Origin of the sequence: Mesorhizobium sp. LNHC229A00, assembly GCF_000502415.1 — a bacterium.
GTDB lineage: Bacteria > Pseudomonadota > Alphaproteobacteria > Rhizobiales > Rhizobiaceae > Mesorhizobium.
This window is the reverse complement of record NZ_AYWQ01000001.1, coordinates 508,677-522,257: the sequence shown is the minus strand read 5'-3', so window position 1 is coordinate 522,257 and position 13,581 is coordinate 508,677. Positions and strand designations below refer to the sequence as shown.

Sequence of the window (13,581 nt, the reverse complement as noted above, 5' to 3'; positions counted from 1 at the left end):
CCCTTCGCATTGTAATGCGAGCCGATCCCTTCGCATTGTAATGCGAAAGGCACGGCCAATTCCCGAACCCGGCTCGCATTCCCGCACTGATCTATACTGCAGTGCAATATAAGTTTGTGCAAGTGCGAGATTGTCGCTGATGCATATCCCCGGCGGCATGGGCCGGAATTGCCTCAAGCAAGGATGGGCACGGCCGCCGGGAACCGAGCAACTACAGTCGCCGGGAATGAAAACGGGGCCGTGACAGCCCGTTGCCTCGTCCGTAATCGATCTTGCGTCAGGCGTTCGCTGCCGCCACCGCGCGCTTGGCCATGACCGTGATCAGATCGGCACGGTAGTCCGATGAAGCGTGAATGTCGCTCATCAGGTTCTTTGCCGGCACTTTCACACCATTGAGCGAAGCGGCATCGAAGCTTTTGGCAAGTGCTGCCTCGATCTCGTTCGAGCGGAAGACGCCGTCGTCGCCGGCGCCGGTGACGGCAACACTGACGCCGTCCTTGCCCTTGGCCACGAACACGCCGACGATCGCGTAGCGCGAGGCCGGATTGCGGAATTTTTGGTACGCTGCCTTCGCCGGTGCCGTAAAGGAGACCGCCGTGACGATCTCGCCGTCCTTCAAGGACGTTTCGAACAGCCCCTTGAAGAACTTGTCGGCCGACATCTCGCGCTTGTTGGTGATGATAGTGGCGCCGAGCGCCAGAAGTGCCGCCGGGTAGTCCGCCGCCGGATCGTTATTGGCGATCGAACCGCCGATCGTGCCCTTGTGGCGTACCGCCGGATCGCCGATCAGCGACGCCAGATGGGCAAGTGCCGGACAGGCCTTGCGCAGCTTCTCGTCATTGGCGACGTCGAAATGCGTGGTGGCGGCGCCGATCGTGACCGTCTTGCCTGATACGTTGACCCCCTGCAGTTCCTTGATGCGGGACAGGTCAACGAGATCGNCAGGCCTTGCGCAGCTTCTCGTCATTGGCGACGTCGAAATGCGTGGTGGCGGCGCCGATCGTGACCGTCTTGCCTGATACCTTGACCCCCTGCAGTTCCTTGATGCGGGACAGGTCAACGAGATCGGACGGCGCCGCCAGCCGCGTCTTCATGGCGGGGATCAAGGTCATGCCGCCCGAGAGCAGCTTGGCGTCGCCATTCTTCACGAGCTTGGCGGCTTCAGTGAGCGAGGCGGCACGGTGGTAGTTGACTGCGTACATGGGATCCTCCCCCTAAGTGGTTAGTCAGCAGTGAGTAGTCAGTAGGGAGCAGGGAATGGCCGCTGCCGGAGGTGGCACGCTGCCCGTATCCGCAACTCACTACTTCCCTACTCACTCATTTCGCGGCGCGGATCGCGGCCCACACGGTGGACGGTGTGGCCGGCATGGCTATATCGACGATGCCGATGGCGTCGGTAATGGCATTGATCACTGCCGGCGGCGAGCCGATGGCACCGGCCTCTCCGCAGCCTTTGATCCCGAGTGGGTTGCTCGGACATGGCGTGTTCGACGTCGAGACCTTGAACGACGGCAGGTCGCCGGCACGCGGCATGGTGTAATCCATGTAGCTTGCCGTCAGCAGTTGCCCGCTGGCATCGTAGTGAGCGCCTTCCAGCAGCGCCTGGCCGACGCCCTGGGCGATGCCGCCGTGCACCTGGCCTTCGACGATCATCGGATTGATGATGTTGCCGAAATCGTCCGCAGCCACGAACTGGACGATCTCGGTCGTTCCGGTTTCCGGATCGATCTCGACCTCGCAGATATAGCAGCCCGCCGGGAAGGTGAAGTTCGCCGGATCGTAGAACGCCGTTTCCTTCAGGCCTGGCTCCATGCCGGCCGGCAAATTGTGCGCGGTATAGGCGGCCAAAGCCACCTGGAACCACGGCAGGCTCTTGTCGGTGCCGGCGACCTTGACTTCGCCGTTCTCGATGACGATATCGCCCTCGTCGGCTTCGAGCAGGTGGGCGGCGATCTTCTTGGCCTTGGCCTCGACCTTGTCGAGCGCCTTGGCAATCGCCGACATGCCGACCGCGCCCGAGCGCGAGCCGTAAGTACCCATGCCCATCTGCACCTTGTCGGTGTCGCCGTGGACGATCGACACCGAATCGATCGGCACCCCGAAACGCTGGTTGACCAGTTGCGCGAAGGTCGTCTCGTGCCCCTGGCCATGGCTGTGCGAGCCGGTCAGCACCTCGATCGTGCCGACGGCGTTGACCCTTACCTCAGCCGATTCCCACAGGCCCACGCCGGCGCCGAGCGAACCGACAGCCGCCGACGGAGCGATGCCGCAGGCCTCGATGTAGCAGCTCATGCCAATGCCGCGTAGCTTGCCATTCCTGACCGAATCCGCCTTGCGCCCGGCAAAGCCGGTATAGTCAGCGGTCTTCATCGCCGCATCGAGCGAAGCGCCATAGTCCCCGGCGTCATAGTTCATGATCACCGGTGTCTGGTGTGGAAACGTGGTGATGAAATTCTTGCGCCTAAGGTCTGCCGGAGAGACGCCGAGCTCGCGTGCCGCCGCTTCCATGGTGCGTTCCAGAAGATAGGTGGCTTCCGGACGCCCTGCCCCGCGATAGGCATCGACGGGTGCCGTGTTGGTATAGACAGTGCGCACATTGGCGTGGATGGCCGGGATGTCATATTGGCCCGACAGCAGCGTTGCATAGAGATAGGTTGGCACACAGGACGAGAACAGCGACATATAGGCGCCGAGATTGGCGATCGTATCGACCTTGAGACCGGTAATCCTGTTGTTCTTGTCGAACGCCATTTCCACCGTCGAGACGTGGTCTCGGCCATGCGCGTCGGTGAGGAAGCTCTCGGTGCGATCGGCGACCCATTTGACCGGCACGCCGGTCTTCTTCGAGGCCCACAGGCAGACGATCTCTTCCGGGTAGATATAGATCTTGGAACCGAAGCCACCGCCGACATCCGGCGCGATCACGCGCAGCTTGTTTTCAGGCGCGACATTGTAGAAGGCGCTCATCACCAGCCGCGCGACATGCGGGTTTTGCGATGTCGTCCAGCAGGTGTAATGATCCTCGGCCCTGTCGTAATGGCCAAGTGCGGCGCGCGGCTCCATGGCGTTCGGCACCAGCCGGTTGTTGACGATCTTCATGCGCGTGACATGCGCCGCCGCCCCGATGGCGGCGTCCGTGGCTTTGGCATCGCCGATCTCCCAGTCGAAGATCAGGTTGTTTTCGGCCTCGGCATGGACCTGCGGGGCGCCCTTTTCGAGCGCCTTGGTCGCATCGACGACCGCCTTCAATTCCTTGTAGGTGATCTCGACCGCCTCGGCCGCATCGCGTGCCTGGCCCTTGGTTTCCGCCACCACCACCACGACCGCATCGCCGACATAACGGACCTTGTCGACAGCCAGCGGCGACCATGCGCCCATCTTCATGGGCGTGCCGTCCTTGGAATGGATCATCCAGCCGCAGATGAGATTGCCGATGCCGTCGGCCTTGAGTTCCTTGCCGGTCAAGACGCCGATGACGCCCGGCATGCCTTGAGCCGCTTTCACGTCGATCTTCTTGATCTGCGCATGAGCGTGCGGGCTGCGAACGAAGGCCGCATGCTTCATGCCGGGCACCACCATGTCGTCGACATAGCGGCCGGCGCCGGTGATGAACCTTTTGTCTTCCTTGCGCGCGACCCGAGCGCCGACACCTTCGATACCCATGCAAAGATTCCTCCCGAAAAGTGAATAGGAAGTGTGAATAGGAAGTAGTGAGGACAGCCGCCGGTTCAGAACGATTACTGACTCCCGACTACTCCACTCCTCTTTTCCCTCACGCCGCTTGCTTCGCCTTGCCCCTGGCCCCCTTCGACATCGTCGTCGATGCGGCGAGGATGGCTTTCACGATGTTGTGGTAACCTGTGCAGCGGCAGATATTGCCTTCGAGTTCTGCCCGCACCGTGGCCTCGTCGAGGCCTTCGGGGTGGCGGTTGATCATGTCGGTCGCGGCCATGATCATGCCCGGCGTGCAAAAGCCGCATTGCAGACCATGATGTTCCTTGAAGGCTGCCTGGACGGGATGCAGGTCGGCGCCGTTGGCCAGGCCTTCGATCGTAACCACGCTCGACCCCGAGGCCTGGGCCGCGAGCATGGTACAGGACTTCACCGCCTTGCCGTCGACATGGACGACGCAGGCGCCGCATTGGGAGGTATCACAACCGACATGAGTTCCGGTCAGGCCGAGATTCTCCCGCAGGAAATGGACGAGCAGCGTTCGATCCTCGACAGCACCGCCGACCCGCTTGCCGTTCACCATCAACGAAACGTCCGACATAGCCCCTCCCTGGGTGTCAACCTTGGTCATTACGCTGCCGACGCGCCGCTGGCACTTCGGCTGTGCTAGTCGTACACCGCACAAGGCACAAACAACAGCACGACGGAAAAGGCGGATCATTGTACTTTCGGTCATGGCCAGAGCACCAAAGCGCATTCCTCGGCCCCATTGCCAAAACGCCTCCTGGCGGCAACAATGCCCTCGTCGCCCGCGCGCCAGAAGCACTTGAAAAGCCGCGCACAAGAAGGCGTCGGAGGAAATGCGGGAGGACGCCGCTGACAAGCTCACGGACGCGCTACGCATGCGGCTTGTCGGCGCTGACCACGGACGAGCCCGACCCGGATGTCTTCGCACGAGCGGTAGCCGCCGAGGCCGCCGCCATCAATGCCGGCTTTGCCCTCGTGTTCTTTTCCCAGAGCCTGATCGAGGCCGGCGCCCTGTCACGGGCACTCTCGGCCCACGCGCCGTGTCTCCACCATGCAGGCTGTTCCACCGCCGGCGAGATCACGCCGCAGGGGCTCGAGGAAGGCCATATGCTGGCGATGCTGCTGCCCTCGGCGTCGTTCACGGCGGTCAGCACGATGGTCGACAATCTATCGACGTCGGGCATGGACAGGATCACCGAAGAGGTCGAGGCCCTGCGGCGCACGCTGCGCGCCCGGCTCGGCGGCGAGCAGACCCGCAACACCTTCGCGCTCTGCTTCATCGACGGGCTGTCCTATGCCGAGGAAGCTGTGAGTTCGGCCATCCACTGGGGTCTCGACGACATACCGCTTCTTGGCGGCTCGGCCGGCGACGATTTGAAATTCGAGACGACGCGCCTGATCTCGAACGGCACGGTCACTTCGGACAGCGCCATCATCGTGCTGGTCGCCACGGAAATTCCGTTCCACGTCTTCAAGACCGACAATTTCGTTCCCACCGACGAAAAGCTGGTGGTGACCGCGTCCGACCCTGATCACCGCGTCGTGCGGGAATTCAACGCCACGAATGCAGCGGAGGAATATGCCGCTTCGGTCGGGATCCTCCCACAGACCCTGACACCGTTGAGCTTCGCCTCGCATCCGGTGGTGGTGAAGGTGGGCGGAGAATATTACTGCCGCTCGATCCAGAAGATGCACGCGGATGGCTCGCTGTCGTTCTTCTGCGCCATCGACGACGGTGTAGTGCTGTCGATCGCCCAGCCCAAGGACATGGTGGACGCGACACGAGCGGCATTGCGCGAGGTCGAGGAAAGGCTTGGCGGCATCGATATGATCCTTGGCTTCGACTGCGTGCTGCGCCGGTTGGACGCACGCAACAGGCAGGTCTTTCGCGACATTTCGGAACTCTACCGGGTCAACAATGTCATCGGCTTCGGCACCTACGGCGAACAATATCGGTCGATGCACCTCAACCAGACTTTCACCGGCATCGCTTTCGGCGACCGCCAGGCGGCTGAATAGAGCGGCGCAACAGCATGCCGCTCAGGGACATAAGCGATCTCGACAGGCTGAAGAAGATCAACGCCGCCCTGGTCAGCCGCGTCGAGCGCTCGATGGACCAGCAAGGCAATGCCTTTTCGCTGTTCCAGACCGCGATCTCGCTGGAAAGCCGAGTGCGTACGCGCACCGAGGAACTGCATTCGACGTTGCGGCGGCTGGAGCAGTCGAACATCGACCTCAGCGCCGCCAAGGAAAACGCCGAACAGGCGAACCTGTCCAAGACACGGTTCCTCGCCGCGGCCAGCCACGACGTACTGCAGCCGCTGAACGCCGCCCATCTCTCCGTCTCCGCCCTTGCCGAGGTGCAGACCAGCGATGAGGGAAAGAAGCTCGTGCGGCAGGTCGAGCGCTCGCTGGAAACGATGGAAGACCTGCTGCGCACCTTGCTCGACATCTCCAAGCTCGACGCCGGCGTGGTCCAGCCCGACATTGGCGACGTCAGCCTGGAGGCGCTGTTCTCGTCGCTGCGCTCGGATTTCCAGCCCGTGGCGGAATTGAAGGCACTGTCGCTGAAATTCCGGCCGGTCAACGCCGTAGTCCGTTCCGACCGAACTCTTCTGCGCCGCATCCTGCAGAATATTCTCTCCAATGCGCTGGGCTATACGCGCTCGGGCGGCGTCCTTGTCGGCACACGCCATCGCGGCGACACCATCCGCATCGATGTCGCCGACACGGGCTGCGGCATTCCCGAGGATCAGCGCGAAGCGGTGTTCGAGGAGTTCCACCGCGGCACCTTGCCGGCTCCTGCCGAACTCGACAGCGGCGGTCTTGGGCTGGGGCTCGCCATCGTGCGCCGCATGGCCGGCGCACTCGGCCATCCCGTGACGTTTTCATCCAAGGTCGGACGCGGTACCATCTTCCACATCGATGTCCCCGTCGGCCTCGGCGCGCCCGCCGATGCCATCGCCAGCGCCGCTAGCATGGAGCGGCCGCGCGGCTACGGCCTGTTCGGCAGCAAGGTGCTGCTGGTCGAAAACGACGCCGAAGTGCTGGAAGCCATGACCTTCCTGCTCGAACGCTGGCAGTGCCTGGTGCGCGCCGCGACCTCGACCGCCGATGCGCTGGACATGCTTGGCGACACCGACTGGGTGCCCGACATCGTCATCGCCGACCAGCACCTCGACGGCGGCGATCTCGGCACTGCTACCATATCGGAGGTCCGCGACTATCTCGGCCGCGCCGTGCCGGCGCTGATCGTCACCGCCGACAGCTCCGAAGCCGTGGCCAAGGCAGCACGGGCCGGCGGCATCGAACTGATGCGCAAGCCGGTGAAGCCGGCGCAGCTAAGGGCACTGTTGGCGCATCTGCTGGCTTAGCGGGAGGGTTTGGTTCAAAACCCTACCTGATCCCGAAACAGCTCGGCACTGTCGAGTTTCGAGACCTCGATCACCGCTTGCGTCCGGCTATACACATTGAGCTTGCGCAGGATCTCAGACACATGCGCCTTGACCGTGGTCTCGCCGACCTGCAGCTCGTAGGCGATCTGCTTGTTGAGCAGGCCCTGGCGCAGCATCTGCAGCACGCGCAATTGCTGCGGCGTCAGCTTGGAAAGCCGCTGCACCATATCGGCGCGATCGGTGCTGTCCGCCCCCGGCGGAAGGCCCTCATAGGTTTCAGGCACATAGATCGCGCCGTCCATCACCGAGCGAATGGCGGCGGCGAGATCGCTCTTGCGCGCCGATTTCGGAATGAAGCCGGCAGCGCCGTAGGACAAGGCCTCGGAAATGATTCTCGGCTCCTCATGACCCGACACGATCACCACCGGCAGGCGCGGATAGCGGGTCCTGAGCTGCAACAACCCCTCGAAGCCGTGCACGTCGGGCATGCTGAGGTCCAGAAGCGCAAGGTCGAAAGGCTTTGCGTCGGCCAGCAAGTCCAGCGCCTCGGCGATCGAGCGCGCCTCGACCGTATCGACCTCGGGATAAGCCATTTGAACGGCGCTGTGCAGCGCCTCGCGAAACAGCGGATGATCGTCGATGATAAGGAACCGGGCGCGATCGGTAGGGGCTGTCATGGGGCTCGTTCCGGTTTACCGGGCACACCATAGTCTCCTGACCATGGCCGGATTATTGGCAAATAGTCTATCGCCGTTGAACAGGATTCATCGCTGCAGAAAGTGATCGGAAGCCTGGATTCCTTATACAGCCACGGCGAAGGCCACGCTTTATGAAAAGCGACGCCTTGCCCGCCCCCGGAAATCGGCCGAATGTGCCGCCAACTCCCCATCAAACGCGGAGACCGTCATGACCGCCTTTGTCCTTCCCGCCCCGCCAACGCCTTCTGTCGCCATTGCGGGTTCCGGCGAACGCTTTGCCGTGCGGCGCATTTTCTGCGTCGGGCGCAACTATGCGGCGCATGCGCGCGAGTTCGGCAATGACGATCGCGATCCGCCCTTCTTCTTCACCAAGCCGGCCGACGCGGTGGTCGATTGCGGCACTGATATCCCCTACCCGCCGCTGACCGAAAACCTCCACTTCGAGATCGAGCTGGTGGTGGCGATCGGCAACTCAGGCTTTCGCATTGCCCGCGGCAAGGCGCTGGATCATGTCTGGGGCTACGGCGTCGGCATCGACCTCACCCGCCGCGACCTCCAGGATGCCGCCAAGAAGGCGGCGCGGCCCTGGGACTGGTCGAAGGCCTTCGACCGTTCCGCGCCCTGCGGCCCGCTGGTTGCCGCGGAGAAATCCGGTCACCCGACGAAGGGGCGCATCTGGCTCGCCGTCGACGGTGTGGTGAAACAGGATGCCGACCTCGCCGAACTGATCTGGCCGGTATCGGACATCGTCTCGATCTGCAGCGAAGGCGTGGAATTGCAGGCCGGCGACCTGATCTTCACCGGCACGCCCGCCGGTGTCGGCGCGATCAAGCCGGGTGAAACGATATCAGGCGGTGTCGATGGCATCGGCACGATCGAAGTGACGATCGGCCAACGGAAGTGACCGTATGAGCGACATTGTCCTGCACAACTACTTCCGCTCCTCCACCTCGCACCGGGTGCGGATTGCCCTGGAGATGAAAGGTGTGGGCTATGACTACATCCCGCATCACCTGCGCCATGGCGAGCATCTCGAAGCAGCCTATCTCGCGGTCAATCCGCAGGGGCTGGTGCCGGCACTGATCTGGAGCGACGGCATGCTCCTGACCCAATCGCTGGCGATCATCGAGTTTCTCGACGAGACCATACCTGAACCCCCGCTATTGCCGAAGGATCCGCCGAGCCGGGCACGAGTGAGAATGCTGGCGCAGATGATCGCCTGCGACATCCATCCGGTGAACAATCTGCGCGTGCTGACTTCGCTGCGCACTCTGTTCGGCGCCGGCGACCAGGATGTCGCCAACTGGTTCCGGCATTGGGTCAATGAAGGATTTGGGCCACTCGAAAAATTGCTCACGGCGTCGTCCGAAACCGGCGCATTCTGTCATGGCGAGGCGGCGGGGCTGGCCGACATCTGCCTTGCCGCGCAAGTCACTAGCAACGCCCGCTTTGGCGTTGATTTGACGCCCTACCCGACAATCGCTCGTATCAATGCCGCCTGCATGGCGCTACCCGCCTTCCAGAAAGCCGCGCCACAAAACCAGATCGACGCCGAATAGAGTTGTCACCGACCCCGACTTCAAGGCGCGCCGGGCACACATACGCGGTCCAAACGCCGCGCTCGAACCGATTTCCGCTTGACCAGACAGGGAATCGGCTATCGTTTCCCTGAGTCCGTGCAAGGGTGGAGTTGCCGATGAAAGCCGTCGTCTTTGAACAGTTCGGCGAAGCGCCGACGATCCAGACCGTGCCAGACCCGAAGCCGGCGGCCGATGGCGTCGTCATCAAGGTCGAGGCGACCGGGCTTTGCCGCAGCGACTGGCACGGCTGGATGGGCCATGACGCCGATATCCGCCTGCCGCATGTGCCGGGCCACGAACTGGCCGGCGTCGTGGTTGCCGCCGGCAAGCACGTCACTCGCTGGAAGGCGGGCGAACGCGTCACCGTGCCGTTTGCCGTCGGCTGCGGCCACTGCTTCGAATGCACATCCGGCAATCACCAGGTCTGCGAACACCAGTCCCAGCCTGGCTTCAACGCCTGGGGCTCGTTCGCCGAATATGTCGCTATCGAACACGCCGACACCAATCTCGTGCGCCTGCCCGATGAAATGGAGTTCGCGACGGCCGCCAGCCTCGGCTGCCGCTTCGTCACATCGTTCCGCGCCATTGTCGATCAGGGCCGGGTAAAGCCCGGCGAATGGGTGGCGGTGCATGGCTGCGGCGGCGTCGGCCTGTCGGCAATCATGATCGCCAGTTCGATGGGCGCCAATGTCATCGCCATCGACCTCACCGAGGAGAAGCTGGACTTCGCCAAACAGATCGGCGCCGTGGCGACCATCAACGCTTCGACGACACCGAACGTCGTCAAGGCCGTCAAGCAGATCACCGATGGTGGCGCTCACATGTCGATGGACGCGCTCGGCCATCCGACGACGTCCTTCAACTCGATCGCCAACCTCCGCCGGCGCGGCCGTCACGTGCAGGTCGGCTTGATGCTGGGCGAACACGCCCGCCCGCAGGTGCCGATGGACAAGGTGATCGCCTTCGAACTCGAAATCCTCGGCACTCACGGCATGCAGGCCTATCGCTACCCCGCGATGATGGAGATGATCCGCCACGGCAAGCTCAAACCCGAACTGTTGGTCGGCAAGAAGATCAGCCTCGACGAAGCGCCAGCGGCCTTGATGGCGATGGGCGGCTTCGAGGGTATCGGCATTGGGGTGGTGACGAAGTTCTCGTGAGGGTCGGGATCGCTATGCAGCCGCACGGCGCGGCAAATCCTGCTTGGCAAACTTCTTCGCGCCGAAAACGCAAAGCACCACGCCGAGCGTGACGACGATCATCATCGGACTGACCTGTTCATGCAGCAGCGTCGCCGCTAGTGCGAGCCCGAAGAATGGCTGCAGAAGCTGCAACTGCCCCACCGCCGCAATGCCGCCTTGCGCCAGGCCGCGATACCAGAACACGAAGCCGATGAGCATGCTGAACAGCGAAACATAGCCAAGACCGATCCAGGCATTGGAGCCGACGCTGGCGAAGGATGGCGGCAAGGTCGCAAAGGTCAGCACCAGCATGACCGGCAGGGACAGCACCAGCGCCCAGCAGATCACTTGCCAGCCACCGAGCCTGCGCGACAGCGCGGCACCCTCGGCGTAGCCAAGGCCGCAGGCGATGATGGCCGCCAGCATCAGTCCATCGCCGGCCGGCGAAGCCGTCACGCCTTGCGCAAGCGCAAAGCCCGCCACCAGGGCACTGCCCAGGCATGAGAACAGCCAGAAGGCCGGCCGGGGCCGTTCACCGCCGCGCAGCACGCCGAAGATCGCGGTCGCCAGCGGCAGCAGGCCGACGAAGATGATCGAGTGGGCCGAGGTGACATGCTTCAGCGCCAATGCCGTCAGCAAGGGAAAGCCGACGACCACGCCAAGCGCAACGATGATGAGCGACAGCAAGTCTTGACGCCCGGGGCGCTTCTCACGAAACACAAGCAGCAGCGCGAGACCGAGCAGGCCGGCAATGACCGCGCGGGCCGATGTCAGGAATATCGGATCGAGATCCATCACCGCCACGCGCGTCGCGGGCAACGAACCGCTGAAAATCAGCACGCCGATAAATCCGCTCACCCAGCCGCTCGCCGTCTTGTCCATCGCAGGCTCCGTTTGTCTCGCCCTCTATTGGGCCTGCAGCTATGGCGCCACCAGAGACAATGCAGTACAATTCGACAAAACTGTCATGGTTTCTGGAAGGTACAGATGGATGAAGCAGTCAGGCTCGACAGCGGCGGAACTCTCGTCGAAGGGGTCATGGCCGCCATCCGGCAGCGCATTGCCGCGCGCAGCCTGACGCCTGGAGCAAGGCTGCCCTCGATCCGCGCTTTCGCCAAATCCATGCAGGTGTCGAAATCCACGGTGGTCGAGGCCTACGAACGGCTTGCCGCCGAAGGCGCGATCCGTTCGCGGCCCGGTTCCGGTTTCTATGCCGCCGGGGCGCTGGCACCGCTGTCGCTCGCTGAGATCGGTCCCCGGCTCGACCGTGCCGTCGATCCGCTCTGGGTCTCGCGCCAATCCCTGGAGGCTGGCGACGAGGTCCTGAAACCCGGCTGCGGCTGGTTGCCGGCTTCATGGATGCCGCAGGCCGGGCTGCGCCGGGCATTGCGCACGGTCGCGCGTGCCGAAGATGTCGCGCTTGCCGATTACGGCACGCCGCTCGGGCTGCCGCCGCTGCGGCAATTGCTGGCGCGGCGCATGGCCGGGCACGGCATAGAAGCCACCCCCGACCAGATCATGCTGACGGAATCGGGCACCCAGGCCATCGACCTCTTGTGCCGGTTCCTGATCGAGCCCGGCGACACCGTGCTGGTCGACGATCCCTGCTACTTCAATTTCCACGCTCTGCTACGCGCCCACCGCGCCAAGGTCGTCAGCGTGCCCTACACGCCGTCGGGGCCGGACATCGAGCTGTTCGCCCAGGCGCTCGCCGAACACCGGCCGCGCCTCTACATCACCAACTCGGGCATCCATAACCCGACCGGCGCGATCCTGTCTCCGGTGACGGCCCATCGTTTGCTCAAACTGGCCGACCAGTCGGATCTGACCATCGTCGAGGATGATATCTTCGCCGACTTCGAGCACATTCCTGCCCCAAGGCTGGCGGCGTTCGATGGCCTTAGTCGCGTCGTCCAGATCGGCAGTTTCTCCAAGACACTGTCGGCGTCGGTTCGCTGCGGTTTCATCGCCGCGCCCCGTGACTGGATCGAGGGCCTGACCGATCTTAAGATCGCCACGACTTTCGGCGGCGGACGGCTGGCGGCCGAACTTGTGCTGATGCTGCTGAAGGACGGCAGCTACCGTAAGCACATGGACTTGCTGCGCGCCCGCCTTTCGCGGGCCATGGGCGAGACCAGCGCCCGGCTGAAAGCGATCGGCATCACACCCTGGATCGAGCAGCCGGCCGGACTGTTCCTGTGGTGCACCCTGCCGGAAGGCGTGGATGCGGCCGAAACCGCCCGCCGTGCGCTCGCTGACAACATCGTGCTGGCGCCCGGCAATGCGTTCAGCCTGTCGCGGTCCGCCAGCCGCTTCCTGCGCTTCAACATCGCCCAGTGCGCGGACGAGCGGATTTTCAAGGTGCTCGAAACGGTGATGGCTCGCTGACATCGCACGCGCCTCCCGTTGCCTGGAAAACTTCAGGCTGCTAGTCGACTGCTCGCACATTCGAGGGAATGTCGGCGCAATCATTTTTCGGGACGGCGGTATGGCCTGGCGGGTCGCCGTTCAGGCCCCTGCCCGCTTGCGGCGCTCGTAGAGCATGACGAGTGTTTCAGCTATCAGCGCCGGCTTTTCCTCGCCTTCGATCTCGACCGTGTTGTCTGCCTTCATCAGATACTGGCCCGGGCCTTTGTCTTCCATGGAAAGCAGTGTCGTGCGCAGGCGAATGCGTGCACCGACCTTGACCGGCGCCAGAAAACGCACCTTGTCGAAACCATAGTTGAAGGCTGCCTGCGTATTCTCGGGCACGATCCCCATTTCGAGGGCCAGCGCGCCGATGATCGACAGCGTCAGATATCCATGCGCGATCGTGGTGCGGAACGGGCTTTGCCGCCGCGCCCGTTCAGGATCGACGTGGATCCATTGATGGTCGCCGGTGCATTCGGCGAACTGGTTGATACGGTTCTGGTCGACCGTGGTCCATTCCGAGACGCCGAGCTCCTGTCCGGACATCGTTCTCAGCTGCTCGTAGGTTGGCGGCGTTTTAGGCCGTACTTCCGTCATTCCTGCTTTCCCGATCGCTTCC

Annotated in this window: 12 protein-coding genes and 1 pseudogene; 6 read left to right on the top strand and 7 right to left on the bottom strand. The window is 63.3% G+C overall.

Going from position 1 to position 13,581, the window contains the following annotated elements; genetic code table 11:
• Positions 1-277: 277 nt before the first annotated feature.
• The 4 genes and pseudogenes from X742_RS0135685 to X742_RS167160 all read right to left on the bottom strand — a co-directional run.
• Positions 278-952: pseudogene (locus X742_RS0135685) on the bottom strand (FAD binding domain-containing protein); the annotation flags it as partial.
• On the bottom strand, positions 930-1,202 hold the full coding sequence (locus X742_RS1000000176425) for an FAD binding domain-containing protein (protein WP_032924714.1): 273 nt from the start codon (positions 1,200-1,202) through the stop codon (positions 930-932). The pseudogene X742_RS0135685 and the gene X742_RS1000000176425, both read right to left, overlap by 23 nt.
• Positions 1,203-1,317: 115 nt before the next feature.
• Positions 1,318-3,663, bottom strand: coding sequence for a xanthine dehydrogenase family protein molybdopterin-binding subunit (locus tag X742_RS167155; RefSeq protein WP_023769932.1), 2,346 nt, complete (start codon positions 3,661-3,663; stop codon positions 1,318-1,320).
• A gap of 109 nt (positions 3,664-3,772) precedes the next feature.
• The gene (locus X742_RS167160; protein ID WP_023769931.1) at positions 3,773-4,273 is read right to left on the bottom strand and encodes a (2Fe-2S)-binding protein; all 501 of its coding nucleotides are present in this window, start codon (positions 4,271-4,273) and stop codon (positions 3,773-3,775) included.
• 308 nt (positions 4,274-4,581) lie between these two features.
• Between X742_RS167160 and X742_RS167165 the strand changes: the two genes are divergently transcribed.
• Together X742_RS167165 and X742_RS167170 are read left to right on the top strand one after the other, a co-directional pair.
• Positions 4,582-5,718 (top strand): FIST signal transduction protein, encoded by a 1,137-nt coding sequence (locus X742_RS167165; protein WP_031247610.1) that lies wholly within the window; start codon positions 4,582-4,584, stop codon positions 5,716-5,718.
• Between the two features lie 14 nt (positions 5,719-5,732).
• Positions 5,733-7,073, top strand: a complete 1,341-nt coding sequence (locus X742_RS167170) for a hybrid sensor histidine kinase/response regulator (RefSeq protein ID WP_023769929.1) — start codon at positions 5,733-5,735, stop codon at positions 7,071-7,073.
• Positions 7,074-7,087: 14 nt separating this feature from the next.
• On the opposite strand, the gene X742_RS167175 is transcribed toward X742_RS167170, so the two are convergent.
• A complete protein-coding gene (locus X742_RS167175; protein ID WP_023769928.1) occupies positions 7,088-7,771 on the bottom strand; it encodes a response regulator transcription factor in 684 nt (227 codons plus the stop codon).
• Positions 7,772-8,000: 229 nt separating this feature from the next.
• Between X742_RS167175 and X742_RS167180 the strand changes: the two genes are divergently transcribed.
• The 3 genes from X742_RS167180 to X742_RS167190 all read left to right on the top strand — a co-directional run bounded on the left by X742_RS167180 (position 8,001) and on the right by X742_RS167190 (position 10,532).
• Positions 8,001-8,696 carry a fumarylacetoacetate hydrolase family protein gene (locus tag X742_RS167180; RefSeq protein ID WP_023769927.1) on the top strand — a complete coding sequence of 232 codons (696 nt, stop codon included), beginning with the start codon at positions 8,001-8,003 and terminating at the stop codon, positions 8,694-8,696.
• A gap of 4 nt (positions 8,697-8,700) precedes the next feature.
• Complete coding sequence (maiA, locus tag X742_RS167185) at positions 8,701-9,351, top strand: maleylacetoacetate isomerase (protein WP_023769926.1); 651 nt, start codon at positions 8,701-8,703, stop codon at positions 9,349-9,351.
• Positions 9,352-9,488: 137 nt separating this feature from the next.
• The gene (locus X742_RS167190; RefSeq protein ID WP_023769925.1) at positions 9,489-10,532 is read left to right on the top strand and encodes a zinc-dependent alcohol dehydrogenase family protein; all 1,044 of its coding nucleotides are present in this window, start codon (positions 9,489-9,491) and stop codon (positions 10,530-10,532) included.
• A 12-nt stretch (positions 10,533-10,544) separates the two neighbouring features.
• Here X742_RS167190 and X742_RS167195 read toward each other — a convergent pair whose 3' ends face one another.
• The gene (locus X742_RS167195; RefSeq protein WP_023769924.1) at positions 10,545-11,435 is read right to left on the bottom strand and encodes a DMT family transporter; all 891 of its coding nucleotides are present in this window, start codon (positions 11,433-11,435) and stop codon (positions 10,545-10,547) included.
• 105 nt (positions 11,436-11,540) lie between these two features.
• On the opposite strand from X742_RS167195, the gene X742_RS167200 reads away from it, so the two are divergent.
• On the top strand, positions 11,541-12,941 hold the full coding sequence (locus X742_RS167200; protein ID WP_023769923.1) for a PLP-dependent aminotransferase family protein: 1,401 nt from the start codon (positions 11,541-11,543) through the stop codon (positions 12,939-12,941).
• 120 nt (positions 12,942-13,061) lie between these two features.
• Here X742_RS167200 and X742_RS167205 read toward each other — a convergent pair whose 3' ends face one another.
• A complete protein-coding gene (locus X742_RS167205; RefSeq protein ID WP_023769922.1) occupies positions 13,062-13,559 on the bottom strand; it encodes a MaoC family dehydratase in 498 nt (165 codons plus the stop codon).
• Positions 13,560-13,581 lie beyond the last annotated feature (22 nt).

Bases quoted from the DNA above. Each gene is read 5' to 3' on its own strand.
- X742_RS167190 (WP_023769925.1), top strand. From the start codon at position 9,489: ATGAAAGCCGTCGTCTTTGAACAGTTCGGCGAAGCGCCGACGATCCAG.
- maiA (WP_023769926.1), top strand. From the start codon at position 8,701: ATGAGCGACATTGTCCTGCACAACTACTTCCGCTCCTCCACCTCGCAC.
- X742_RS167195 (WP_023769924.1), bottom strand. From the start codon at position 11,435: ATGGACAAGACGGCGAGCGGCTGGGTGAGCGGATTTATCGGCGTGCTG.
- X742_RS167175 (WP_023769928.1), bottom strand. From the start codon at position 7,771: ATGACAGCCCCTACCGATCGCGCCCGGTTCCTTATCATCGACGATCAT.
- X742_RS167205 (WP_023769922.1), bottom strand. From the start codon at position 13,559: ATGACGGAAGTACGGCCTAAAACGCCGCCAACCTACGAGCAGCTGAGA.
- X742_RS167170 (WP_023769929.1), top strand. From the start codon at position 5,733: ATGCCGCTCAGGGACATAAGCGATCTCGACAGGCTGAAGAAGATCAAC.
- X742_RS167180 (WP_023769927.1), top strand. From the start codon at position 8,001: ATGACCGCCTTTGTCCTTCCCGCCCCGCCAACGCCTTCTGTCGCCATT.
- X742_RS167200 (WP_023769923.1), top strand. From the start codon at position 11,541: ATGGATGAAGCAGTCAGGCTCGACAGCGGCGGAACTCTCGTCGAAGGG.
- X742_RS167160 (WP_023769931.1), bottom strand. From the start codon at position 4,273: ATGTCGGACGTTTCGTTGATGGTGAACGGCAAGCGGGTCGGCGGTGCT.
- X742_RS167155 (WP_023769932.1), bottom strand. From the start codon at position 3,663: ATGGGTATCGAAGGTGTCGGCGCTCGGGTCGCGCGCAAGGAAGACAAA.